The sequence below is a fragment of the uncultured Marivita sp. genome (genome assembly GCF_947488135.1).
Classification (GTDB): Bacteria; Pseudomonadota; Alphaproteobacteria; order Rhodobacterales; family Rhodobacteraceae; genus Marivita.
On sequence record NZ_CANKYW010000001.1, the window covers coordinates 478756 to 501769 of the forward strand.

The window sequence follows — 23014 nt, forward strand, 5'->3', positions numbered from 1 at the left end:
TCCCTAATCGCAAAGCCGAAGTCCCATGGCATCCAGCACCGTGTTCACACGGGCGGCCTCAGCCGCTGCCACGAGCCCCTCAGCAGGGCGGTTCGCGAGCGCGTCGAGGAATGGCTCGATCCCGGCACCTGCATCAAGGCGCTCCAGCTTCATCTGAAGATTGGGCGCTGTGCCCGCATCCCGACTTTCCCAAACAGACAGCTGGTTGTTCACAAGGCGCGCATGGCCCGACTGTCCAATGATGTCGAGTTCAAGACGCATCTCGGTATCCGTCCAACCGGCCTCGATGACGCCCGTCGCACCGTTTTCGAATTTGACGACTGCGGCGCCGTGATCGTCTACAGACCAACCGAGCGTATTCCCCGTGACGGCGTGCCCCGAGGTGATGGGGCCGACGAGCCAGGACAAGGTGTCGATGCAATGCACGGCCTCATCCACAAATCCGTCGTAACAGGCGAGACCCGGATCGGTCATCCAACAATCAAGATCAAGCCAATCCGCATAGCCTCCGTCATGGGAAAATCGCATGCGTGCATGGCTGATTGTGCCGAGACGTCGTGTCTGAAGGATGTCGTGCAATCTGCGCAAGGTCGGGTTGGTGCGCATGAAGTAGGCGGTATACAGGCCCAGACCGGCCCGTTCGGCCTGGTCCGCCATCCTGTAAGCGGCCTCGGCACTGCCGCCCAACGGTTTTTCGCAGAACACCGGCAGACCGGCGTCCAGCGCGGCGCTGACATCGTCTTCATGGTGTCGCGTCTCGCTGCACACGATCACGCCGTCGCACATCTCTGCTGTCAACGACTTGAGGTCCGTAAGCGGCTTTGCGGCGAGCGTCTCGCAAAAGGACGCACAGCGTTCCGGGACGCGATCGTGAACCCAAGCGACAGACCATCCTCGCTGTGCGATCCGGTCGAGATGGTCAGGTAGGTGGACATGGGCCGCGCCCAGAAGGGCGAGTGTCCGGGTAGGTGCTTTGGCATAGGCCGCGTCGGATCGTAGCATGGTGTCAGACCGTTTTTTCTGGCTGTGATCTGGGTGTTTTGCCGCTGTAGGTTTCCAGTTCTCCACGCAGGCGCGGCAAGGCATCGGGATATTCTTTCTGGAACCAGTCGATCATCTTCTCGCGGATTTCGCAGCGCAAATCCCACGCTTGTGGCGACGTCCGTGCGCTCATGAGTCCGCGTAGGGTGATCGTGTCCTTTTCGGTGTCAGTGACTTGCAGGTTCACCACCTGACCGTCCCAATGCGGAGACTTCTCGACCAGCTCTTCCAGCTTGGTGCGCGCTTCGCCCACGGGGACCGTATAATCGAGATGCCAGAACACTGCGCCGATGATCGACGCACTTTCGCGCGTCCAGTTCTGAAAAGGTTTTTCGATGAAGTAGGACAGCGGCACGACCATGCGTCGCCAGTCCCAGATGCGGACAACCACATAAGTCGCAAAGATTTCTTCGACCCAACCCCATTCTCCTTCCACGATGACGACATCATCGAGGCGAATGGGCTGCGTTATTGCGATCTGGATTCCGGCGATTAGGTTGGCCAGCACTGGTCGCGCGGCAAGACCAAGGATCAAACCCGCGGCACCCGCTGAGGCAAACAGGCTCACGCCGTATTTCTGCACGCTCTCGAAAGTAAGCAAGACGGCAGCCGACGTCAGAATGACGAGCATGATTACCGCCGTGCGGCGAAGGACGCGCACCTGGGTCACGTATTTTCGCGCGGCAAGGTTATCCTCCGTGTCGAGGCGATACCGCCGCATCGACCGTTCCGAGAAATGATTGACCAGAAGGATCGCTGTCCAACCGATCAGGACGATCAAAAGGATCAGAGCGATGTGCTGCAGCCCGTCACGCCATGCACCGGGCAGCCGCACCATCGGCAGGACGATGACGAGGCTCGCCAACACGAATGCAAGTCGCATCGGACGACGGGCCCGGCGCACCAGTGACCCGGCCAGCCCGACATTCGCCCGAAAAATACGTTCCAGCGTGCGAAAGACCAACCAGTAGGCCAAAAGGCCCAGGCACATCGCCAAAAGCACAACCAGAGACGGCAAGAGAAAATCGGGCAAGGACGCTGCCCGATCTCTCATCGTCTCGATGACGGCGATTACGTCATTCCAGGCCATGCGGCGTTACCAGAACCAAATGACGAAACCGGCGGTCGCTGCGATCAGGAACCCTGCCCAAAGGGTCCGGTCCTGCCAGAGGGGTGTTTCCCATTTGGTAAACACTTCAAGCGTCTCTTTTCCTGACCAGACAAGCTCGTTGATATTCTCCTTGTCCTCGCGCGACGTCATTGCCGAGATGCCGACGTGGATTACGATCCCGAGGCACATCATGATGGACGACATGATCGTGTAATGAATTTCCGGCAGACCCAGATTGGCCCAGACTTCGGTAACTTCCTTCATGATGAACAGCGGAATACCGACGACCAGCCCGAGTACGATTGTCCAGAAGGCTCCGTTGCCGTTCAGCCAAGGAATGAACAGGCCGAGGATATACACCACCACGATGGTCGGGATGATATAGCTCAGCGAGGACTGGAAATAGCTGAACAGACTCTCGAACCCGGCGATCGACGGGGCATAGATCGCGCCGAACACCATGACGACGCCGGTCACGACACGGCCAAGCCAGACCTGGCGTTCTTCGCTCACATCCCAGATGGGCTCGATGAAATCCTTTACGACGAGTGTCGACGCGGAGTTCATGGCACTGTCGAGCGACGACATGATCGCGGCGATCAGCGCCGCCATGATGAGTCCGCGCAAGCCAATGGGCATCAACTCGAACGCGAGTGTGGGGAAGGCGAGGTCAGGGGTTTCCAGTTCCGGGTACAGTTTCAAGGCGATCAGGCCCGGCAGGATCATGAGAAACAGGTTCGGCAGCTTCAGGAAACCGGCAAACAGGGCGCCGATCTGGCCTTCCTTCAAATCCTTCGCGCCCAACGTTCGCTGCACCACGAACTGGTTGATCGTCCAGTAATAGAACCCGAGCAAAACCACGCCCCAAAGGCCCGTCCACGGCAGGAAATCATCATTTGCCGGCAGGATCAGTTTGGTTTTCTCTTCGGGGATGTCGACGAACAGCTCTTGCCAACCACCGATCTCGTTGAGGCCCAGCCAAAACAGGATGGCGGCAGCGACGATGAGCAGAATGGCCTGTACCGTATCCGTCACGACGACGGCTGAAAGGCCACCGAGAATGGTGTAAATGCCCGCCACAAGCGCAAGAACTGCCACAGCCGTCCAGAGGTTGAGGTAGCCGGTCACATTCGAAATCACCAGGCCACCGGCATAAAGAGCACCAGCGGTGTCGATAAACAGGATGGCCAGAATGGTGAATAAAGAAAACGCGCGGCGCGACCGCACGTCATAGCGCTCTTCGAGGAATTGGGGAACCGTTGAGATTTTCGCTCTGAGAAAAGACGGCAGAATAAAAATGGCAAAAAGGATCAATACAAGGGCGGCCGTCCACTCGTAGTTGAAGATAACCACGCCATTTGCATACGCGCCCCCCATGAGCCCGACGAAGCTTGACCCGGACATATTAGAAGCAAAAAGCGAGAAGCCAATCAAATACCACGGGAGCGATCGTCCGGCGAGGAAGTAGTCTTCGGATCCCCCGCTCGATTTCTTGGAGACGTACACGCCATGTGCGACGACACCGATAAAATAAACGACGACGATTGCATAATCGATCCAGTGCAGATCAAACTTTGCATCACCCATGATCTTGTCCTCTTAGCTCATGAATTTAGGGGATTTAGCGCGCCGGATCGAACCTCTGCGCTGCTCGTGTACCGGAATGGGAAGGGGTGAAAGAGCTTTAGCCCTAGGATTCCGTTTTCCATCAAACGTCGGGAATGAGTTTGCAAAAACAAACTCGCAAATTTTGGAGATCACGTTGATAAGAAGATAGACGTCATATCTGAAATCTCGAAAATGTAGGGTATCCTTCAGGCGGAATTTCTGCTGCACTTCTTCCGATGTATATTTTGAAATGAGATGTCTCATGGAGAGTCCCCCTCATCAAACCAGCCGAAAGACCAATCTCCGGCCTCGCAAAGTCTTAACTCCAGCGGGCGGAATGAAGTTTCACGGGAACTTGAAAAAACGTGTCCGGGGAGCAGGGATAACGGCTACCGGCCAATAAAACCGTTTCAAAACCGTCCGGGTGCGCCTCAACCGATGCCGGTCTGGACAGCAATTGCTCCTGCGTAAATGAGGAGGATCGCAAGACTTTCGCGACCAATCCCCCCGGGCCCTTGCCGTTCGCGATAGACCAGCCCAAGCAGCATGACAGCGGTCATGAGAAGTCCGACCGTCAGCCAGAAGAGGTCGCCGGTTTCGATAGCGTGGTAGATCGAGCCCTCCCGATAGCCGATATCGGACACGGTGAGGAACAGCGTGTCGAACGTATTGCCGCCAATGATGCCGCCGACGGCCAATTGCAGCGCACCACGACGGATTGCAGCAAGTGTGGTCACAAGCTCCGGCAAGGAGGTAACGACCGCGGTCATCAAGGCGCCAACCAGGGAAGCTGACACATCAAGCCTGTCCGTCAGTTCGGCGCCGACCCTGCTGACTGTCCAGCCCGCGACACCCATGACCAGCATAAGCCCCAGAAACCGTACGATGAGACCCTTGCTGGATTTGTCGGTGTCATCGTCGTTCTCGGGCGTATCTGACCGGGTGTCCCCGGTTTGCACGGGTTGCCACATCGGGGCTTCGCGCAACCGCGAGGTGGCGACCACTCCAAAACCGTAGACCAGAACCAGAACGAGCGAGGCCGGGTGCACACCCCAGATCGCAAATTCGGGCAGGGTGTAGGCGGCCAGCGGGACGCTGAGCAGCAAAAGCAGCAATCCGCATTGAAAGACATTGGCCAATTCAGCCGCGGCATGTTCCAGGTTCGCGCGTCGGTAAAGAATGTCGGCAATGGCGAGAAACGCGGTTTGCGCGGCAATTCCTCCGATGCCGTTCGAAAATGCCAGTGATGCCCGCCCATCGAGCGCCGCGGTGATCGAAACGATCGTCCCGGAAAACGACGTCGCCGCGCCAAGCAGCACGCCGCCCACGACCGCTTCTCCCAATCCGGTGCGGTCCGCGATCTGATCTGCAAGGCCGGTCATCCGCAAGCCTGCAACGAGGATCACCGCCGATGCGGCAGCACCAAATCCTAGCAAGACGGAAAGAGAAAACGTGTCGAACATGGAACCCGAACGCAGGGACCCGGACATTTGTTCAAACCGATCTTGGAACCGAAACAGGAGGATCGCGTTTTTCCGATGCAAACTACTCGGAGCACAGAAGATGTCGCAGCTATTTTCGCGCCGTGCCGTGCTGATGCAAATTGGGAGTGCGGTCATCGCAGGCGCGTCCTCGGTTCCGCGTCACGCATTCGCCGATCTTGACAGCCAACCATGGTTTTTTCTGACCGATGACGAAGCCAGATGGCTTGCCGCAATCGTTGATGTTTTCATTCCACAAGACGAATTTCCAAGCGCCAGTCAGGCTGGCGTTGTCGATTTCATAGATTTCCAGATGGCCACCGGATACGGGCAGGGCGAAGGGCTTTATCTCAAGGGACCGTTCCCGGAAGGCACACCCCAGCAAGGGTACCAGTTGCCTATGACGCCGGCTGAAATGATGCGGGCCGGACTGACCGAGTTGCGCGGCGAAACCGATCTGACCGCGATGCCGACTGCCGATCGTGCCGCTTGGGTGGACGATCTGTCCAATCGTGACAACATGCTGGGCGACGTGCCCTCATCGACATTTTTCGAAGAACTTCTGAGTTTGACCAACGAAGGGTATTTCGCTGATCCGATCTATCGCGGCAATGCCGATTACGCTGGCTGGCGCATGGTCGGCTTTCCGGGGGCACATGCATATTACACCGAACGGGTCGGCGACAACAAACCCACCAATCAGCCGCCTATGGGCATTGCGCATGGTCAGTTGAATCAGGTGTCGCCCCGCAAAATCGAACAGGGAGGGTAGGTCATGTCGCAACGGACGCTACCGAAAACCGATGTCGTCATTGTTGGCGGCGGCTGGACCGGGCTCACTGCAGCCTATGAGTTGGCCAATGCCGGGCAACGGTGCGTCGTCCTGGAGCGCGGACGGCATCGGCACACCGCGACATCCTTCGCCGGACCCGAGGAACATGACGAGCTGAAATACGCCCTGCGTTACACGCATATGCAGGATGTCAAGAAAGAGACACTGACCTTTCGCAACAACCGCGACCAGCAGGCACTGCCGATGCGCCGCCTTGGATCGTTCCTGCCGGGCAGCGGGTTGGGCGGCGCAGGCATTCACTGGAATGGCCAGATCTGGCGGCCCTTGCCTAGCGATCTTGAAATGCGGTCTCACTACGAAGACCGCTACGGCAGCCAATTCATTTCCGATGATTTGACGATTCAAGACTGGGGAGTGACCTACGACGAACTTGAGCCGCATCTTGATTTCTTCGAACGTATTTGCGGAGCGGCGGGATATGCCGGAAACCTGAATGGCGAGACCCGCGCCGGAGGCAATCCATTTGAAGGGTCGCGCACGGCCGACTATCCCAACCCCGCAATGAAACAGCCGATTTCCAACACGCTCTTCGGCAAGGCTGCGGAAAAGCTGGGGTACAACCCGTTTCCCATGCCATCGGCGAACGTCACACAAGCCTACGAAAACCCGTATGGCGCGCAGCTTCATCCCTGCACTTATTGCGGATTTTGCGAGCGGTTCGGCTGTGGTTACTACGCCAAGGCTGATCCCATCATCTGCGTTTACGACCGCATCAAGGATCACGAAAACTTCGAAATCCGCTTTGAGGCGCAGGTGCTGCAGGTCGAGAAATCCGCCGATGGGAAAACCGCGACAGGTGTCACATATCTCGATGAAAACGGTGTCGAGGTGTTTCAGCCTGCCGATACGGTCTGCCTGAATGCCTACGCGCTCTGGAATGTGCACCTGATGCTCGTCTCCGGCCTTGGCACGCCCTACGACCCCGAAACCCGCACCGGCACGGTGGGGCGCAACTACTCCTATCAAACCATTGCGGCGGTGGATGCGTTCTTCGATGACAGCATCACCACCAATCCTTTCATGGGGGCAGGGGCGCTTGGTGTGGTGGTTGACGACTTCAACGGCGACAATTTCGACCATTCCGAACTGGGCTTTCTTGGCGGTGGCTACATCGCCTGCAAGCAGTATCACGGTCGTCCGATCAGCTATCAGCCGGTGCCCGAAGGGACGCCACGCTGGGGGGCAGAGTGGAAACGTGCGGTGCGTGAGAATTATAACCGCCACGCCGATCTCGTGATCCACGGCTCATCGGTGTCGACCCATGAAAACTATCTCGATCTGGACCCGACATGGACCGACGCCTACGGACGCCCGCTTCTGCGGATGACATTCAACTTCCCCGACAATGACCGCAAGATGAGCGATTACGTCATGAACCGCGCGGTCGAGATCGCGCGCGAGATGGACAACGTGACCTCGGTCAAATCCGTCAATCTGGCCGCGGAAGGCAATGATTATTCCGTGGTGCCTTACCAGACGACGCACAATGTCGGCGGCGCGGTGATCGGGACTGATCCGGCCACGTCCGTCGTGAACCGCTACGGCCAGATGTGGGACCACCACAATGTGTTCGTCTTCGGTGCGTGTCTGTTTCCCCAAAACCTTGGCTACAATCCAACCGGGCCGCTGATGGGTCTGGCCTATTGGACGCTCGACCACATGAAGAACGATTACCTGTCGAACCCCCGCCCCTTGATGGACGCTTGAAGGAGGACCCGATGACACAGCGCAGATTTGCAAAAACCACAGGGATTGCCGCGACCCTGGGCGCCATCATCGCGGTCCCGTTCATGGGGTGGGCGCAAAACCAGGAAACGCAGCCCGCAATAGCCGCGTTGGAGGCAAACCTGACCGATGAACGCGCGTTGTTCAACGCAACCGTGGACGCGACGGTCGATGATGACCTGCTCGAACTTGGCCAATTGGTCGCCATGGGAGGCGCCGAAAACGGTGGTTCGGGCATGGCGTGCATCACTTGTCACGGTGCCAATGGTACAGGGGACGGGTCCGGGGCGTTCCCGCGTCTTGCCGGTCAGGCGGGATGGTACACGTACAAGCAATTGGTCGACTACGCGTCCGGCGCGCGACCCAATCAGGTGATGTCCGGCATCGCGCAGCGGCTGACCGAGCGCGAGATGGAAGCCGTCGCCGCCTATTACGCCGCCATTGATGCGCCTTATCGCCCGATACCGGGTGAAGCCGATGTGTCCCTGCTGCAATGGGGCGGACAGCTGGGTGCGGTCGGGTCGGCCGAAAAGGGCATTCCGGCTTGTGTGAACTGTCACGGTCCGTCCGGTATGGGAAATCCCCCGTCGGTTCCGTATCTCGCCGGGCAATACGCCAATTACATGACCTATCAACTTCAGCTTTGGCGCGAGGGGGGCCGAGACAATGACGCAATGAACGTCATGTCCGCGATCGCCTCTAAGATGACCGACGAAGACATGCGCGCCGTGTCGGAATATTACGCCCGCGTGAGGCCCGTCGTCGATGTGGTCGAAACGGTCCCGGCGAGCATCGACACGCCTGAAATCACGGAGTGATGTCCGTGACGAAGCTGGGTTCATACACCACGGTCGCACTCGTCGGCACCGCTTGTCTTGGCGCGATGGTTTGGTCTGCCGTCAAACCCGGTGACGGGCTTGGATCGCAGACGGTTGTCATGACGCAAGACGCGATCCGTGCGACCGCCGACTGGTTCCGAAGGGGACCAGCAGACGGAAAACCCGATTGGGAGGCGGCCTCCTACGATATGTACGATGCAGACCCCGATCGCGGGGCGGCTCTGATGCTCGAGCATGGATGCGGGTCCTGCCACGCAATTCCCGGCGTGGTCGGCGCCCGTGGATCGGTCGGGCCGAGCCTGGAGGGCTTCCGCGACCGCGCCTATGTGGCGGGGGTCTTGCCCAACCAACCCGGCGGGCTCGTGCGCTGGCTCGTAAACCCGCCCATGCATTCGCCGCAGACCGCGATGCCGGACCTTGGCGTGACCGAAGACGAGGCGCGCGACATGGCTTCCTATCTCTACACGTTGCGAGGCGGATGATGGAGCCGACGTCCGACAGCTCGACCCTCGACATCTACGGGTCTCAATCGACGCTGCGACCCTCCGGTCTGGGCGCAGAATTGACCTATGACCTGACCTTGGCCATGACCATCGGTTTCGGCGTCGTTTTCGTTTTTGTCATGCTGCTCTTGTGGGTGGCGTGGCGCCGTCAGACACCTGCCGGACATTGGTGGGTCTGGTCTGGCGGCATCCTGCTTCCCGTTGCGGCCATCGTGGTTCTGATGACCGCCTCCACCGCCATCCTTGTCGCCAGCACGCGCAGCGACGACGAGGCTTTGGTCATCGACGTGACCGGGTATCAGTTTTGGTGGGATGTCGTATATGACCCGGATGGGATCGCCCTTCGCGACGCGAACGAGCTTGTTTTGCCGGCGGGCCGGCCAGTGACCCTCCGCCTGAAATCGGATGATGTGATCCACTCGTTCTGGGTGCCGTCGATCTCGGGGAAGATGGACATGATCCCCGGTCGCATCAATACGCTGACCGTTCGTCCCGAAGAGCCAGGCCGGTATCGCGGCCAGTGTGCAGAATTCTGCGGCCTCAGCCATCCGCGCATGGCCTTCGAAGTGGTGGTTCTGGAACTCGATGCGTTCGATGAATGGTTGCTGACCACGCAAGGAGAGGCCCGCGACGCGGCACAGCCCGAGCTTCTGGCCGGCAAGCAGGTGTTCATCGACGCGGGCTGTTCCGCCTGCCATGAAATTCGCGGCGTCGCCGAAGGTGGCCGTCTCGGACCGGACCTGACCCGCGTCGGAGCGCGCGCCAGCCTCGGCGCCGGTATGTGGCGTATGAACCAAGGCAATCTCGCCGGATGGATCGCCGATGTGGGCGACATGAAACCGGGGGCGCAAATGCCGTCCTACAACCACCTGAGCGGGCCGGAACTGCGCGCCGTATCCGCCTATCTGGCGAGCCTGAGATGACCGACGCCCCCTATGATAACAATCCGGTTCCCGGACCGCGTGACGATGCGTATGACATGGCGCCGAAAGGAGAGCCGGACAAAAGCTTCGAAGAGGTCTGGGCAACGCCACCCGGCGTCAAGGTGCTGTCCTCGGTCAGCCACCGTGTTGTCGGCAAACGTTTCCTGATCACCGGCTTCATCTTCTTCCTGATCGCCGGTGTTCTTGCGCTGTTGGTTCGGTTGCAGCTTTTGGTGTCGGAAAACACGTTCCTCGACAGCGAGACCTACAACCAGGTCTTCACGATGCACGGAACGATCATGATGTTCCTCTTCGCGATTCCGATGCTGGAAGGGTTCGCGGTCTACCTGATCCCGCTGATGATCGGCGCGCGCGATCTGGTCTTCCCGCGTCTGGGCGCGTTCGGGTACTACTGTTACCTCTTTGGCGGCATCATTGTCTTGTCCTCGTTTCTTTTCGACGCAGCCCCTGCGGGCGGCTGGTTCATGTACGTGCCGCTGTCGACCAGCCAATACACCGAAGGGCTGTCCGCGGATTTCTGGCTGATCGGCATCACCTTGGCCGAAATCGCCAGCGTCACCGCAGCGGTTGAGATCATCGCGGCCATCCTGTGTTCCCGCGCGCCGGGGATGAGCCTGACGAAAATGCCGATCCTCATGTGGTATCTGCTCGTCACCGCCTTCATGATCGCCATCGGCTTTCCGCCCCTCATCATCGGGTCGATCCTGCTTGAGGCCGAACGCCTGCTGGGACTGCCATTCTTCGACATTTCGCTGGGCGGAGACCCTTTGCTGTGGCAGCACCTATTCTGGCTCTTCGGCCACCCGGAGGTCTACATCATCTTCCTGCCCGCTGCCGGCATGGTGGCGACCATGTTGCCGGTCTTCGTGGGAAAGCCGCTCTTCGGGTACGGATTCGCCGTCTCGGCAGTCATCACGATGGGCTTTCTGAGCTTCGGCCTCTGGGCGCACCATATGTTCGCGACCGGCTTGCCGATCATGTCGTTGTCGCTCTTCTCGGCCGCATCGACGATGGTGGCGGTGCCGACGGGGGTGCAGATCTTCTGTTTCATCGCCACGCTCACCCTGGGTAAACCGCGCCTCACCGTGCCGATGCTTTTCATCCTGGGATTTTTGTTCATCTTCGTTCTGGGTGGGCTGACCGGTGTGATGCTGGCGGCGGTGCCGTTCAACCTTCAGGCACATGACAGCTACTTCGTCGTGGCACACCTGCACTACGTCCTGATCGGGGGCTTCGTCTTTCCGATGTTCGGCGCGCTCTATTACTGGGTGCCGCATTTCACCGGGCGCATGATGTCCGAGACGCTGGGGAAATGGGCCTTCTGGCTGATGTTCCTCGGCTTTAACCTTGCGTTCTTCATGATGCATCTGACGGGATTGCGCGGGATGCCCCGGCGCATCGCCACGTACCCCGAAGGCATCGGCTGGGACCGGCTCAACATGCTGTCCACCGTGGGCGCTTTCATTCTGGCCGCCGGGATCGCGGTGTTCATCGTCGATTTCTTCCGTCATCAGCGCAGCGGACCCAAAACCGGGCGTGATCCTTGGCGCGCGGCGACGTTGGAATGGCTCTACGAGCCCCGCACGCCGGGTTACAATTTCCGGGCGATCCCAGCGATCCGGTCGCGCGAACCGCTCTGGGATCAGCCGGAATTGACTGACCGGCCCGCCGCAGAGGTGGACGGCGCGCTCCGCATCAGCCACGACCATCGACGTGAGACGATTGGCTGCGATCCCGTGACGGGTGAGCCGATACAGATCCTGCGTCTGCCGCACCCGACCTGGTTCCCGCTGATCTCCGCTTTGGGGCTGGCCGTTCTTTTCGCCGCGACATTGGCATCGCTATACTGGCTGTCAGCCATTGGCGGTCTGATCGCGCTGATCGGGTTGACTGGCTGGATTTGGGAGCCGTCCGACAGCGGCGTCACCCGCGAGACCGGGCTTGGCGAGGGGCTGTCCCTGCCGGTGAACGTGGTCGATCGCAAAAGTCACCTGCATGTGGGCACGATCGGCACCATTCTGATCCTCTACGCCCTTTTCGCATCGTTGCTCTTCGCCGGGCTGTTTCTGTGGAACGTCCAGCCCGAATTCGCCCAAGACACCGCACGGCCCGCGCGCATCTTCGCGCTCGTCTCTGCCGCTCTGTCGGTCATTCTCTTCGCGTTGAGCTGGATGACCGGACGCCGCGCGCTGTCGCAGGGATCGCTCGCGGCGGGAATGTTGATCAACCTTTTGACCGGCGTCGCCATCGTCGCCCTTGGTCTGTCGTTCTTCTGGGCGTTGCTGCCGGTCGATCCCTACAGCACCGCCTTCGCCGCCGTCGGCTGGGCGATGGGGGCTTATGTGGCGGCGCTTCTGGCGGTGTCGCTCTATTGGACGCTGTTCAACGCGCTGCGCAAGGCAACGGGCAATGTCGTGCTGGGTCAGGGCCTTCCGGATCTGCTGCTGGCCGCGTTCGGCAAGGCAACTGCCGTCATGGCAGGTATCACAGCCGTCGCGTTCCTGGTCGCGGGGACACCGCAATGACCCGACTGGTGTTTCATATCGCGGGTCCAATCACGCTCTGGTCGCTGCACTTCATCGCCATCTACGCGCTGATCTCGGCGGCTTGCGCGCCGCGAGGATTGATGGATGTCGATGTCATGCGCGGTGTCGCGACGATCAGTACTCTGCTGATCGGGATAGCCATGCTTGCCTGGCTGGTGCTGGCGCTGCGCCGGTCGCGCCGCATCCCGGACGACGCCGAAGAACGCCCGCTGGCGATCGCAGCGCTTTGGTCGGTGGGCATTTCGTTGATGGCCATCCTGGCAAACCTCTGGCCGGTGGCGACGCTTGCCACGTGTTCCGGCTGATCAACAAGGAGGCTCTCATGGACCCCTACACACCCTTCTGCGGCACCCCTCCGCTTCCGACCGAGCTTCTGACCCGCTGGACGTTCGATCCGGTATTGATCGCGGGCTTGATAGCCGCATTCGCAATCGGCATGAGGTACACAATAGAAAGAAAGCGCTTTACGGGGGCTTGGGCCCTTGTCGCCTTTCTGTTCATCTCGCCGCTCTGCGCGGCGTCTATGGCGCTGTTTTCCGCCCGCGTCGCCCAGCATATCCTTCTGACACTCGTGGCGGCCCCTTTGCTGGCCGCAGCCTTGCCGAAACTGCGGTTGCCGCCGATGCCCGTTGCCGTGGTGTTCGCCGTGCTGTTCTGGTTCTGGCACGCGCCCGCACCCTATCAGGCCACGCTGGAAAGCGATCTGACATACTGGGCGATGCATTTGAGCCTGTTCGGCAGCGCGACGCTTATGTTCGCCGCCTTCCGCGCGACGCCTGAGCAGTCGATTCCTGCCGCTGCATTGACCGGAGCACAGCTGACCCTGTTCGCTGTCGTACTGACCCTGGCACCAACGCCCTGGCACAGTTGGCATATGTTGACGACCATTCCCTATGAGCTCGGACCGTTGGCGGATCAACAATTGGCGGGGGCCATGATGTGGGTGGCGGGGGGCCTCCTCTTCCTCGCCGTCATCGGCAAGCTGGCGTTGACGTTTCTTCAGGAGGCTGACGTTCCGCCAGCCAAGAGCAGGCCATGACCGCCACACCATCGGGTCCCGCCGAACGAAACGCATCCCCGGGCTCGGAAAGGGCCGTGTTTCGCAGAGCGCAGGTCTGGATCCTGGGTGGGTTGTTCGTGATCGCGCTGGCCGCCGCCTTGAGAGCGATGGCGCCAGTTGCGATTCCGGTCGTCTTTGCCGTGCTCATCACATTGGTCATCGCGCCTTTGCATCAAAGACTGGTGCGCGTATTGCCACCGGCACTGCGCTGGTTTGCGCATCTTGGCGCGATCCTCGTTCTTCTTACAGTGATTGCTGTATTTCTTGCGGCGTTGGTCTTCGCTGCCGAACGCGTTTTGCAGGAAATGTCGTCTTTCGACGGTAATATGGAGACGCTGCTGCCCTCCGAGTCCGAAGCAACGGCCCTCGTGGGCGGGCAACTCAAGGATTTGGTCGGCACCATCAGCAGCGCGCTCAGTGGATGGCTGGTTGAGCAGATCACCACCGTCGCACGTGCCATCGCCGGTATGACGGGGATGTTCATCACGACCCTCGTGCTTGTCTTCTTTCTAATTCTCCTCGCTTTGACGGAGCGCGGAATATGGCGGGGGAAAATTGCGGCGCTTTGGCCGGAACAGGGGCAAACGGAATGGAGGGACGCACTGGTCACGATAACGCTCAGATTGCGGAAATTTCTGATAATCCGGACCGCAGTCGGCTTTCTGCAAGCGGCTCTCTACGTCCTGTGGCTTTGGCTGTTCGGCGTCGACATGCTGGTCGTTTGGGGTGTTTTGACCTTCATTCTGACGTACATTCCCAACCTAGGGTCCGTCATCGCAGGAACGCTGCCGGTTCTCTATGCGCTGGTCACCAAGGATTTGGCGACGGCGTTCGCTGTCGCGGCTGGATTGCTGGTCATCGAGCAAGTGGTCGGCAATTTCATCGACCCCAAGCTGCTGGGCAAATACATCGTTCTGTCGCCCTTCATCATTCTGGTGTCACTGCTTTTCTGGGGATGGCTGTGGGGGATCGCTGGCGCGTTCCTCGCCACACCCATCTTGCTCAGCCTTCTTATCGCGCTCAATCACATTCCGCCCCTGCGTCCGGTGGCTTTGATCCTGAGTGACCAGCGCACATCCGAAGATCTCGACCGCGCGCTGAATCAGAAATAGGCGCTATCAGGCTGTGAGCATCCAAATGACGACCAACAGGACCGGGCCAGCCACCAGCAGCGCGATGAGCGGGCCCCGCCCGCGTTTCGGTTTGTCCTGCGGATTATCAAGGACGCGCGGCGCGGTCTGAGCACCGGCGTCGCCCGGACCCGCGCGGACCTCACCGTTGCTGTCCACGACATATGCCGCGTCTGAACGGGCCTTGCCTGCATGGGCGTCGGTCTGGACGCGGTCTTGGTCCGGACCGGTGCCATGCTCGGTCGGGTCCACCGGATCATTTGCGGGGCGGGGTTTGTGTATCGTGTTCTGTGCCATGTCTGTTGCCTTTCCTTTTGACGAAGTGACTACCAGACAAACCGACGCTCGAGATGGCTGGTTCCGGTGAAACGATGGGAACTGCGCCTGTACCACGGGCGTTCCGTTTATATTGATGAGCGGAGTCTGCACGATGGTCACAACCCTTCCCCAAACCCCTGATCTTGTCGTTGTCGGAGCAGGCGTCGCCGGAGGGCTCGTTGCGAAGCAGGCGGCCGAAGCCGGGCTTCGTGTAACGATCCTGTGCGACGGACCCACGCTTGATCGCGCCGATCTGGTGGACCGCTTCAGGCAGGCCGATCCCCAAAGCCTGATGTCGCCCTACCCGGTCGTGCCGCACGCGCCCCAGCCACAGGTCAACCGTACGGGTGATTACCTGATCCAGAAAGGCCCCGACCCCTATGATCAGCAATATATCCGCGCCGTCGGTGGCACGACCTGGCACTGGGGCGCCGCGACATGGCGCTACATTCCCAACGACATGAAGCTGAGGACGCTTTACGGCGTCGGGCGCGACTGGCCCATCGACTATGACGAGATCGAACCCTGGTATTACGAGGCCGAGGTCGAGCTGGGCGTCGCCGGCCCCGAAAACGCGCCTTTTGATGCGCCCCGGTCAAAACCCTATCCCATGCCGGAGGCCCCGTTTTCCTATCTCGACCAAGTCTTTCACGACAAGCTGACTGCCCTTGGCTATGATGTGATCCACGCCCCGCAATGCCGCAACAACCAGCAGGTCTATGATGGGCGGCCACCCTGTTGCGGCAACGCGAACTGTATGCCGATCTGTCCCATCGGCGCGCAGTATTCCGGCAATATGTCCGTTGAAAAGGCGCAGGCCGCCGGGGCCGAGCTGATCACCAACGCGGTTGCGCATCATCTTGAAGTTGGCCCCGACAAACGGATCACCGCCGTGCGCTATCTCAAACCGGACGGGTCTGAATTTCGCCTAAAGGCGCAGACCTTTGCATTGGCCGCGAACGGGATCGAAGGCCCCAAGATCATGCTGATGTCGAAACAGGAACACGCGCCCGACGGCGTGGGCAATAGCTCGGACATGGTGGGGCGCAACCTCATGGACCATCCCGGGACAATGTCCAAGTTCGACAGCAAGGACCCGCTTTGGCCGGGCCGGGGCCCGAATATCCTGTCGGGTATCGTAAACCTGCGCGATGGCCCGTGGCGTGAAAGAATGGCCGCGCGCAAGCTGATGCCCGACAACAAGACCCATGTGCACGAAGTCACGGTCGAAGCGATCGAAGAGGGTTTGACAGGCGCCGAATTACGCGAGGCGATCCGCCACCGTGCCGCGCGGCGTCAGATCGTGTTCAGCTTCAACGAACAACTGCCCGACCCGTCGAACCGGATTGTACCGTCGTCCGAAGGTCTGACCGACGCGCTGGGCCTTCCGCGTCCTGAAATCCACTACAGGATCGACGATTACGTCCATCGCGCCGCCGAAGACACCCGCCGCCGCGTCGAAGAGATGGCCGTGGCGTTCGGTGCCACGCGCGACAGCGTCTGGCATAATGACGGCTACTTGCCGAACAACCACATCACAGGAGCGACGATCATGGGCGACAACCCGAATGACAGCGTCGTGAACCGCGACTGCCGGACGCATGACCATCCGAACCTCTGGATCGCGTCGTCTTCGACCTTTCCATCCGTTTCCAGTGTCAACGTGACTCTGACCATCGCCGCCCTTGCGATCCGCATGGGCGAAGCCATCGCGGCGGAGGCACGGCCATGACACGTTTTCTCCTCGCCGCAAGTGCCTGCGTCAGCGTGATGGTCGCGCAAGGTGCCACAGGACAGGGCGCGGATGTCCTGTTGAATTGCTCGACATGCCATACCGTCGGGTCCGGCTCTTCTATGGATGCCGCAACGCAGCGTGTGCCGTCACCCTATCCCAACCTCAACGGCCAGCCGGTACGCTATCTCGAGCGACAACTTGAGGCCTATCGGACGGGCTTGCGCCAGCATCCGCAGATGCAAGCGACAGCGACTGCGTTGGGTGACGGAAGCGCAGCCATGGCGCGCATGTATGCCGATGCCGCGCCACCCAAGCTTGCGTTGCAAGGCGATGTCAGCGCCTATCTGGAGGCGCAGAAACTGATTGCCGAAGGCGACTGGTCGCGGAGTCTGCCCTCGTGCGCCAGCTGCCATGGGATCAATGAAGAGGACCGCGCGCGCCTCGCTCCGCGTCTTCATGGCCATCCGGAGGGGTACCTTGCCCGCCAACTCCGCGCATATGCCGACGGAACGCGGCAATCGGATACGATGGGCCGGATGCGCAGCTTCGCATCGAGGCTGACAGACGCGGAAATCGCGGCTCTGGCCGCCTACTATGCCGCTTGGCGTGTGGAAGGCGCAGGCAGCACCGATGAAAACGAGGACCAGCCTGATGGATAATTCGACGATCTTCTCGCGCCGAAGCTTCCTGGGGGGCGTGTCCGCTGCGGCGCTCTTGCCCGGGCTGGCCAAAGCGCAAACTCCGCTCACCTTTGAAAGCTTCGCTGCCCGTGCGCGCGCTCTTTCTGGTTTTGACGCGATCCCTCGCGCACTTCTGAGCGGCGCGCGCTCGGCTTTGGCGGATACGGAAATAGACGCTTTTGTTTCGGAAGATGGCTCGTCCGACAACGCGGACAAAACCGTTTTGAAAGCCCTCTACACAGGTATGCATGCGCCTGCGGAGGGCACACCAGAGCGGTTCGCTTACGCGCAAGCGCTCATGTACGCGACGATCGAAGACGCGGTGAATGTGCCCAGCTATTGCGGGGGGCTGCCGGGCTATTGGTCCGAGAAACCCGACAACGTCTGAACGCGCCAAGACGAACGTTCAAACTAGCCCTGGCATTATGCAGAATGTTTCAGGGATTTTCGTTATCCACATAAGCGGCAAGCGCCGCGCGGGTGCCGTCTTTCCAGATGCGCGAAAGCCAGGCGTCGAACGAGTCGGCGAAGGCTGCGTTGGTGTGCAGCTCGCCGTAGATATGCGACTGTTCGAGCCAGACGCGCGGCGTTTCGCGGGCGCTTTGCGCGGCTGTGACGAGGTCGGACCAGATCGGGTCGTTGGGGTCGATCACGCTGCCGTCTTCGCGTGTGCCAAAGCACATCCGCGCCCAGAGCGCCTCGGTCAGGGCCAGACCCGAGATGCGGGTGTCGGCCGCCAGGGCATCGCGGACGATGGGCAGAAGGAAGCCCGCATGGCGGGACGCGCCGTCAAAGGCGACGCGGCGGGTGGTGTCGTGGATCTCTGGATTCGAGAAGCGTCGTTCGATCAAGCCCAGATAGGCCGCGGGCGTGATGCCGGGAACGGCGTCGACGTGGGGCGCGATTTCCTCAAGCTCTACCTTGCGGAAGAACGCGGCGATCTGCGGATCGCTCATGCAGGCGGCAATGGTCGGCACGCCCAGGATCTCGCCCGCATTGGCAAGTACCTGATGACCGGCATTGAGCATCCGGATCTTCATGGCTTCGTAGCTGTGCACGTGCGGTGTCAGCGTCGCGCCGACCTCTTCCCATTCGGGGCGTCCGGCGCAGAAATCGTCTTCGATCACCCACTGGCGATAATTCTCGTGCGTCACCGGCACGGCGTCATTCACGCCAAGCGCGCGGGCGCGGGCCAGTTCTGCCTCTCCGGTCGCGGGAACGATGCAATCCACCATGGAATTGGGAAAGCTCGCATGCGTGTCGATCCAATCGGCAAGATCGGGATCGGTGGCCTTGGCCAGACCGACGACGGTCTGCCGAAGAATTGCGCCATTGCCCTGAAGGTTGTCGCAGGACTGGCCGGTGAACGGTCCGTGACCGGCGGCGCGGCGCGCGCGCAACGCCGCGACCATGGCACCGAACGCGGTGCGCGGGCTGTCGGGGTTGGCGATGTCGTGCTGAATGTCGGGGTGGGAGAGGTCAAGCGCGCCCTTCGCGTCCACGTAATAGCCGCCCTCGGTCACGGTGAGCGACACGATGCGGATCGCGGGATCGGACATGGAGGCGATCAGGGGGCCGTTGCCTTCGGCCACGGGCACGAAGTCGATCATCGAGCCGATGACCTCGGCCGATGTGCCTGCGGGATCAAGCTCGATCAGGGTTGTCAGGCAATCCTGCGCCAAGAGCTTTTCACGCATCTTCGCGTCGCCCGGACGCACGCCTGCGCCGATGATTGCCCAGTCATGGGCAAGCCCCTTCTGCATCAGCCGGTGCAGATACCACGCCTGGTGGCCACGGTGGAAATTGCCCAGACCGATATGCACGATCCCGGCGCGCAGGGCGCTGCGGTCGTAGGTGGGGCGGGCAATTGCCCTGGGCAGTTTGTCCAGATTGGCCTGGCTCAGCGCCACGGCCTCGGTCTGGGTGTCTTGTTTCAGCTCATCCATTGTCCGCCATCCACATTGTAGCATTGGGCGACGACATAATCTGCATCGTCGCTGGCAAGGAACACGGCCATGCCGGTCAGGTCTTCGGCGCGGCCCATTCGGCCATAGGGTACGGCTTCGCCGACCTCGCGCTTTTTCTGGCCGGGGGCCTTGTTCTCGTATTTCGCAAAGAACGCATCGACACCGTCCCAGTGTTCGCCATCGACGACACCGGGCGAGATCGCGTTCACATTGATGCCGTGCTGGATCAGGTTGAGGCCTGCCGATTGGGTCAGCGAAATGATCGCCGCCTTGGTCGCACAGTAGACCGCCACCAAAGGCTCGCCGCGGCGGCCCGCCTGGCTCGCCATGTTGATGATACGCCCCTTGATCCCGGCGTCGATCATGTGCTTCGCGACCGCCTGAAGCGTGAAGAGCGTGCCCGCGACGTTGATGTCGAAGGTGCGGGCATAGTCTTCGCGCGTGATCTCGGTGATCGGGGCGGCGGTGAAGATCGCCGCGTTGTTGATCAGGATGTCGAGCCGGCCAAGCTGTTCGACGGTTGCGGCAACCGCGGCGTCGATGCTGGCTTGGTCTGTGACATCCATCTCGACCGCAATCGCGCTGTCGCCGATCTCGGACGCCGTCTGACGGGCGCGGGCGATATCGATATCCGCGATGGCGACACGTGCGCCTTCGCGGACATAAGCCTCGGCAAAGGCACGACCGATGCCGCGAGCGGCACCTGTGATCAATGCCGTCTTGCCGTCGAGCCGTTTCATGCGATCCGCAGTCCCTGCGCGTCGAACTTGTGCATCTGGTCAAGCTGCGGCGTCAGGTAGATCGTGTCGCCGTGCTTGGCCTGAATATCGCCCGTGATCCGGACAGTGACCATGTCGGCCAAGCCCGTGTCATGCACGTGGATGAAGGTGTCGGACCCAAGATGTTCGGCAACACCGACAACGCCCTTCCAGGTGCCTTCGGTTTTCGACACGTCGATGTGTTCGGGGCGGATTCCGGCCTTTTCGCCACCGTATTTCTTGGCCTCGGCGCCGCCAAAGATGTTCATCTTCGGGGAGCCGATGAAACCCGCCACAAACTCGTTACGCGGTCTGTGGTAGAGTTCCAGCGGCGATCCAACCTGCTCGATATGGCCTGCGCGCAGAACAACGATCTTGTCGGCCATGGTCATGGCTTCGACCTGATCGTGGGTCACGTAGATCATCGTGGTTTTCAGACGCTCGTGCAGTTCGCTGATTTCCAGACGCATGCCCACACGAAGCGCCGCGTCGAGGTTCGACAGCGGTTCGTCGAACAGGAACGCCGCCGGTTCGCGAACGATCGCACGGCCAATGGCGACACGCTGACGCTGACCCCCGGAAAGCTGGCCCGGACGACGGTCCAGATAGTCGGTGAGGTTCAGAACCGAGGCCGCGCCAGAGATGCGCTTTTCGATTTCCGCCTGGTCCATGCCTGCCATCTTGAGAGGGAAGGCGATGTTCTTGCGCACCGACATATGCGGGTAGAGGGCGTAGGACTGGAACACCATGGCCAGGCCGCGCTTGGCGGGAACCAGATCGGTGGCATCCTTGCCGTCGATCTCGATATGGCCGGTGGTGATGTCCTCGAGCCCGGCAATCAGGCGCAGGAGGGTGGATTTCCCGCAGCCCGAAGGCCCGACGAAAACCGTGAATTCACCGTCTTCGATGGTCAGGTCCAGAGGCGGGATGACTTGTACGTCGCCAAAGCTCTTGGTGACCTGTTTGAGTTGGATTTGTCCCATGGGTCAGGTTCCTTATGTCAGGTCTTTATTTAACGGCGCCGAAGGTCAGGCCGCGGACAAGTTGTTTCTGGCTGAACCAGCCAAGGATGAGGATCGGTGCGATGGCCATGGTGGAGGCCGCGCTGAGTTTCGCGAAGAAGAGGCCCTCGGGGCTGGAGTAGCTCGCGATGAACGCTGTCAGAGGTGCCGCGTTTACGGCTGTCAGGTTCAGCGTCCAGAAGGCTTCGTTCCAGGCAAGGATGAAGTTCAAGAGCATCGTCGACGCGATGCCCGGAATGGCCATCGGTGTCAGGATGTAGAGCACTTCTTCCTTGAGCGTGGCGCCATCCATCCGCGCCGCTTCGAGGATCTCGACCGGGATTTCGCGGAAGTAGGTGTAGAGCATCCAGACGATGATAGGCAGGTTGATCAGCATCATCACGATGACCAGACCGGCGCGGCTGTCCAAGAGACCCAGCTGAATGAACAGCAGGTAGATCGGATAAAGCACGCCGACCGCGGGCAGCATCTTGGTCGAGAGCATCCAGAGCAGGATGTCCTTGGTCCGGCGCGAGGGCACGAAGGCCATCGACCAGGCCGCAGGAACCGCGACGATCAGGCCGAGGATGGTGGACCCACCCGCGATCAGGATCGAGTTCCAGAGGAAGCGGGCGTAGTTCGACCGCTCCATCACGACGCTGTAGTTCTCGAGCGTCCAGTCGAAGCCGAGAAAGATCGGCGGGCTGGCGATGGCCTGTGCTTCTGTCTTGAAGCTGGTCAGGATCGTCCAGAGGATCGGGAAGAAGATCAGCAGGCCAACCGCCCAGGCAAGGCCGGTGTTGATCAGTTTGCGGCGGGGTGTAACAGCGCGAGCCATGATCAGTTATCCAGGTTCTTGCCGACGATCCGCATCAGGAAGATCGCGACGATGTTTGCGAGGATGATGGCGTAGACGCCACCGGCTGAGCCAAGTCCGACGTTCTGACTTTCAAGCACACGCTGGAAGATCAGGTAGGACAGGGTACGGGTTCCGAACGCGCCGCCCGTTGTGACGAAGATCTCGGCAAAGATGGCCAGAAGGAAGATCGTCTGGATCAGGATCACGATTGTGATCGCGCGGCTGAGGTGCGGAAGGATAATGAACCAGAACCGCTTGAGGTGCGGCGCGCCGTCCATTTCGGCGGCTTCGAGCTGTTCACTGTCGAGCGATTGTATCGCGGTCAGCAGGATCAGCGTCGCGAAGGGCAGCCACTGCCAGGAGACGATCATGATGATCGACGGCGTCGCTGCATCCGACAACCAGCTTACCGGATCGGCCCCGAAGAACCGCCACAGGTGCGAGAAAAGACCGTTCACGGGATCCATGAACATATTTTTCCAGACCAGCGCCGACACGGTCGGCATGACGAAGAACGGTGCGATGACGAGGATACGGACAACGCCCTGTCCCCACATCGGCTGGTCGAGAAGGATGGCAAGCACAATACCAAGGCAGACCGTGATGATCAGAACACCGAGAACGATGACCAGGGTCGTCTGAACTGCAGGCCAGAACGCGCTGGAACTGACGAAGCGGACGTAGTTGTCGAAGCCTGCCCAGCCAAGGTCGCCACCACGCAGCGGCAGATAGGTTCTGAACGAGAACCAGAGTGTCATGATCAGCGGGACCAACATCCAGCCCAGGAGCAGGATAACTGCCGGGGCCATCATTAGTCGGGCCGCTGATCGGGATGCTTTCGTCGCCATTGGGTAC

Annotated in this window: 23 protein-coding genes; 12 read left to right on the plus strand and 11 right to left on the minus strand. The window is 60.5% G+C overall.

Annotated elements, in window-relative coordinates; all coding sequences use genetic code 11:
- Positions 1 to 3 precede the first annotated feature (3 nt).
- From Q1B16_RS02335 to Q1B16_RS02355, 5 genes are all read right to left on the minus strand, one after another.
- The gene (locus Q1B16_RS02335) at positions 4 to 1002 is read right to left on the minus strand and encodes a Gfo/Idh/MocA family oxidoreductase (RefSeq protein ID WP_299784526.1); all 999 of its coding nucleotides are present in this window, start codon (positions 1000 to 1002) and stop codon (positions 4 to 6) included.
- Positions 1003 to 1006: 4 nt separating this feature from the next.
- Positions 1007 to 2131, minus strand: a complete 1125-nt coding sequence (locus Q1B16_RS02340) for a mechanosensitive ion channel domain-containing protein (protein ID WP_299784550.1) — start codon at positions 2129 to 2131, stop codon at positions 1007 to 1009.
- Positions 2132 to 2137: 6 nt separating this feature from the next.
- Positions 2138 to 3739 carry a sodium:solute symporter gene (locus tag Q1B16_RS02345; protein ID WP_299784552.1) on the minus strand — a complete coding sequence of 534 codons (1602 nt, stop codon included), beginning with the start codon at positions 3737 to 3739 and terminating at the stop codon, positions 2138 to 2140.
- A 12-nt stretch (positions 3740 to 3751) separates the two neighbouring features.
- Positions 3752 to 4024 carry a hypothetical protein gene (locus Q1B16_RS02350; RefSeq protein WP_299784554.1) on the minus strand — a complete coding sequence of 91 codons (273 nt, stop codon included), beginning with the start codon at positions 4022 to 4024 and terminating at the stop codon, positions 3752 to 3754.
- Positions 4025 to 4191: 167 nt separating this feature from the next.
- The gene (locus tag Q1B16_RS02355) at positions 4192 to 5223 is read right to left on the minus strand and encodes a sodium:calcium antiporter (RefSeq protein WP_299785966.1); all 1032 of its coding nucleotides are present in this window, start codon (positions 5221 to 5223) and stop codon (positions 4192 to 4194) included.
- 100 nt (positions 5224 to 5323) lie between these two features.
- Here Q1B16_RS02355 and Q1B16_RS02360 point away from each other — a divergent pair, with 100 nt between their 5' ends.
- Genes Q1B16_RS02360 through Q1B16_RS02400 form a run of 9 tightly spaced genes read left to right on the plus strand, consistent with a single transcriptional unit; the run spans position 5324 to position 14823 of the window.
- Complete coding sequence (locus Q1B16_RS02360) at positions 5324 to 6013, plus strand: gluconate 2-dehydrogenase subunit 3 family protein (RefSeq protein WP_299784556.1); 690 nt, start codon at positions 5324 to 5326, stop codon at positions 6011 to 6013.
- Positions 6014 to 6016: 3 nt separating this feature from the next.
- Positions 6017 to 7801, plus strand: a complete 1785-nt coding sequence (locus tag Q1B16_RS02365; protein WP_299784558.1) for a GMC family oxidoreductase — start codon at positions 6017 to 6019, stop codon at positions 7799 to 7801.
- An 11-nt stretch (positions 7802 to 7812) separates the two neighbouring features.
- A complete protein-coding gene (locus tag Q1B16_RS02370; protein ID WP_299784560.1) occupies positions 7813 to 8637 on the plus strand; it encodes a c-type cytochrome in 825 nt (274 codons plus the stop codon).
- A gap of 5 nt (positions 8638 to 8642) precedes the next feature.
- Positions 8643 to 9140 (plus strand): c-type cytochrome, encoded by a 498-nt coding sequence (locus Q1B16_RS02375; RefSeq protein WP_299784562.1) that lies wholly within the window; start codon positions 8643 to 8645, stop codon positions 9138 to 9140.
- Positions 9137 to 10084, plus strand: coding sequence for a cytochrome c oxidase subunit II (coxB, locus tag Q1B16_RS02380; RefSeq protein ID WP_299784564.1), 948 nt, complete (start codon positions 9137 to 9139; stop codon positions 10082 to 10084). The genes Q1B16_RS02375 and coxB overlap by 4 nt, the downstream gene beginning before the upstream one ends.
- A complete protein-coding gene (ctaD, locus tag Q1B16_RS02385; protein ID WP_299784566.1) occupies positions 10081 to 12630 on the plus strand; it encodes a cytochrome c oxidase subunit I in 2550 nt (849 codons plus the stop codon). Before coxB ends, ctaD begins: the two co-directional genes overlap by 4 nt.
- On the plus strand, positions 12627 to 12956 hold the full coding sequence (locus Q1B16_RS02390) for a hypothetical protein (RefSeq protein ID WP_299784568.1): 330 nt from the start codon (positions 12627 to 12629) through the stop codon (positions 12954 to 12956). The genes ctaD and Q1B16_RS02390 overlap by 4 nt, the downstream gene beginning before the upstream one ends.
- A gap of 17 nt (positions 12957 to 12973) precedes the next feature.
- Positions 12974 to 13690 carry a cytochrome c oxidase assembly protein gene (locus Q1B16_RS02395; protein WP_299784571.1) on the plus strand — a complete coding sequence of 239 codons (717 nt, stop codon included), beginning with the start codon at positions 12974 to 12976 and terminating at the stop codon, positions 13688 to 13690.
- A 56-nt stretch (positions 13691 to 13746) separates the two neighbouring features.
- Positions 13747 to 14823 (plus strand): AI-2E family transporter, encoded by a 1077-nt coding sequence (locus Q1B16_RS02400; RefSeq protein ID WP_299784573.1) that lies wholly within the window; start codon positions 13747 to 13749, stop codon positions 14821 to 14823.
- A 6-nt stretch (positions 14824 to 14829) separates the two neighbouring features.
- Here Q1B16_RS02400 and Q1B16_RS02405 read toward each other — a convergent pair whose 3' ends face one another.
- Positions 14830 to 15138, minus strand: a complete 309-nt coding sequence (locus Q1B16_RS02405; RefSeq protein ID WP_299784575.1) for a hypothetical protein — start codon at positions 15136 to 15138, stop codon at positions 14830 to 14832.
- A gap of 133 nt (positions 15139 to 15271) precedes the next feature.
- Here Q1B16_RS02405 and Q1B16_RS02410 point away from each other — a divergent pair, with 133 nt between their 5' ends.
- The 3 genes from Q1B16_RS02410 to Q1B16_RS02420 are packed head-to-tail and all read left to right on the plus strand — an operon-like array spanning position 15272 to position 17962.
- Positions 15272 to 16891, plus strand: coding sequence for a GMC family oxidoreductase (locus Q1B16_RS02410; protein ID WP_299784577.1), 1620 nt, complete (start codon positions 15272 to 15274; stop codon positions 16889 to 16891).
- The gene (locus Q1B16_RS02415; RefSeq protein WP_299784579.1) at positions 16888 to 17553 is read left to right on the plus strand and encodes a c-type cytochrome; all 666 of its coding nucleotides are present in this window, start codon (positions 16888 to 16890) and stop codon (positions 17551 to 17553) included. Before Q1B16_RS02410 ends, Q1B16_RS02415 begins: the two co-directional genes overlap by 4 nt.
- Positions 17546 to 17962: a sugar dehydrogenase complex small subunit gene (locus Q1B16_RS02420; RefSeq protein WP_299784582.1), complete on the plus strand. Its 417-nt coding sequence runs from the start codon at positions 17546 to 17548 to the stop codon at positions 17960 to 17962. The genes Q1B16_RS02415 and Q1B16_RS02420 overlap by 8 nt, the downstream gene beginning before the upstream one ends.
- A 49-nt stretch (positions 17963 to 18011) precedes the next feature.
- Here Q1B16_RS02420 and Q1B16_RS02425 read toward each other — a convergent pair whose 3' ends face one another.
- Genes Q1B16_RS02425 through Q1B16_RS02445 form a run of 5 tightly spaced genes read right to left on the minus strand, consistent with a single transcriptional unit; the run spans position 18012 to position 23007 of the window.
- Positions 18012 to 19520 (minus strand): mannitol dehydrogenase family protein, encoded by a 1509-nt coding sequence (locus tag Q1B16_RS02425; RefSeq protein WP_299784584.1) that lies wholly within the window; start codon positions 19518 to 19520, stop codon positions 18012 to 18014.
- A complete protein-coding gene (locus Q1B16_RS02430) occupies positions 19508 to 20281 on the minus strand; it encodes an L-iditol 2-dehydrogenase (RefSeq protein WP_299784586.1) in 774 nt (257 codons plus the stop codon). The genes Q1B16_RS02425 and Q1B16_RS02430 overlap by 13 nt, the downstream gene beginning before the upstream one ends.
- Complete coding sequence (locus Q1B16_RS02435; protein WP_299784588.1) at positions 20278 to 21282, minus strand: ABC transporter ATP-binding protein; 1005 nt, start codon at positions 21280 to 21282, stop codon at positions 20278 to 20280. Before Q1B16_RS02435 ends, Q1B16_RS02430 begins: the two co-directional genes overlap by 4 nt.
- A 25-nt stretch (positions 21283 to 21307) precedes the next feature.
- Complete coding sequence (locus Q1B16_RS02440; RefSeq protein ID WP_299784590.1) at positions 21308 to 22138, minus strand: carbohydrate ABC transporter permease; 831 nt, start codon at positions 22136 to 22138, stop codon at positions 21308 to 21310.
- Between the two features lie 2 nt (positions 22139 to 22140).
- The gene (locus Q1B16_RS02445; RefSeq protein WP_299784592.1) at positions 22141 to 23007 is read right to left on the minus strand and encodes a sugar ABC transporter permease; all 867 of its coding nucleotides are present in this window, start codon (positions 23005 to 23007) and stop codon (positions 22141 to 22143) included.
- Between the last annotated feature and the right edge of the window lie 7 nt (positions 23008 to 23014).

Bases quoted from the DNA above. Each gene is read 5' to 3' on its own strand.
- Q1B16_RS02335 (WP_299784526.1), bottom strand. From the start codon at position 1,002: ATGCTACGATCCGACGCGGCCTATGCCAAAGCACCTACCCGGACACTC.
- Q1B16_RS02410 (WP_299784577.1), top strand. From the start codon at position 15,272: ATGGTCACAACCCTTCCCCAAACCCCTGATCTTGTCGTTGTCGGAGCA.
- Q1B16_RS02350 (WP_299784554.1), bottom strand. From the start codon at position 4,024: ATGAGACATCTCATTTCAAAATATACATCGGAAGAAGTGCAGCAGAAA.
- Q1B16_RS02425 (WP_299784584.1), bottom strand. From the start codon at position 19,520: ATGGATGAGCTGAAACAAGACACCCAGACCGAGGCCGTGGCGCTGAGC.
- Q1B16_RS02445 (WP_299784592.1), bottom strand. From the start codon at position 23,007: ATGGCGACGAAAGCATCCCGATCAGCGGCCCGACTAATGATGGCCCCG.
- Q1B16_RS02345 (WP_299784552.1), bottom strand. From the start codon at position 3,739: ATGGGTGATGCAAAGTTTGATCTGCACTGGATCGATTATGCAATCGTC.
- ctaD (WP_299784566.1), top strand. From the start codon at position 10,081: ATGACCGACGCCCCCTATGATAACAATCCGGTTCCCGGACCGCGTGAC.
- Q1B16_RS02415 (WP_299784579.1), top strand. From the start codon at position 16,888: ATGACACGTTTTCTCCTCGCCGCAAGTGCCTGCGTCAGCGTGATGGTC.
- Q1B16_RS02360 (WP_299784556.1), top strand. From the start codon at position 5,324: ATGTCGCAGCTATTTTCGCGCCGTGCCGTGCTGATGCAAATTGGGAGT.
- Q1B16_RS02440 (WP_299784590.1), bottom strand. From the start codon at position 22,138: ATGGCTCGCGCTGTTACACCCCGCCGCAAACTGATCAACACCGGCCTT.
- Q1B16_RS02405 (WP_299784575.1), bottom strand. From the start codon at position 15,138: ATGGCACAGAACACGATACACAAACCCCGCCCCGCAAATGATCCGGTG.
- Q1B16_RS02395 (WP_299784571.1), top strand. From the start codon at position 12,974: ATGGACCCCTACACACCCTTCTGCGGCACCCCTCCGCTTCCGACCGAG.
- Q1B16_RS02355 (WP_299785966.1), bottom strand. From the start codon at position 5,223: ATGTTCGACACGTTTTCTCTTTCCGTCTTGCTAGGATTTGGTGCTGCC.
- Q1B16_RS02430 (WP_299784586.1), bottom strand. From the start codon at position 20,281: ATGAAACGGCTCGACGGCAAGACGGCATTGATCACAGGTGCCGCTCGC.
- Q1B16_RS02390 (WP_299784568.1), top strand. From the start codon at position 12,627: ATGACCCGACTGGTGTTTCATATCGCGGGTCCAATCACGCTCTGGTCG.
- Q1B16_RS02435 (WP_299784588.1), bottom strand. From the start codon at position 21,282: ATGGGACAAATCCAACTCAAACAGGTCACCAAGAGCTTTGGCGACGTA.
- Q1B16_RS02420 (WP_299784582.1), top strand. From the start codon at position 17,546: ATGGATAATTCGACGATCTTCTCGCGCCGAAGCTTCCTGGGGGGCGTG.
- Q1B16_RS02340 (WP_299784550.1), bottom strand. From the start codon at position 2,131: ATGGCCTGGAATGACGTAATCGCCGTCATCGAGACGATGAGAGATCGG.
- Q1B16_RS02365 (WP_299784558.1), top strand. From the start codon at position 6,017: ATGTCGCAACGGACGCTACCGAAAACCGATGTCGTCATTGTTGGCGGC.
- coxB (WP_299784564.1), top strand. From the start codon at position 9,137: ATGATGGAGCCGACGTCCGACAGCTCGACCCTCGACATCTACGGGTCT.
- Q1B16_RS02370 (WP_299784560.1), top strand. From the start codon at position 7,813: ATGACACAGCGCAGATTTGCAAAAACCACAGGGATTGCCGCGACCCTG.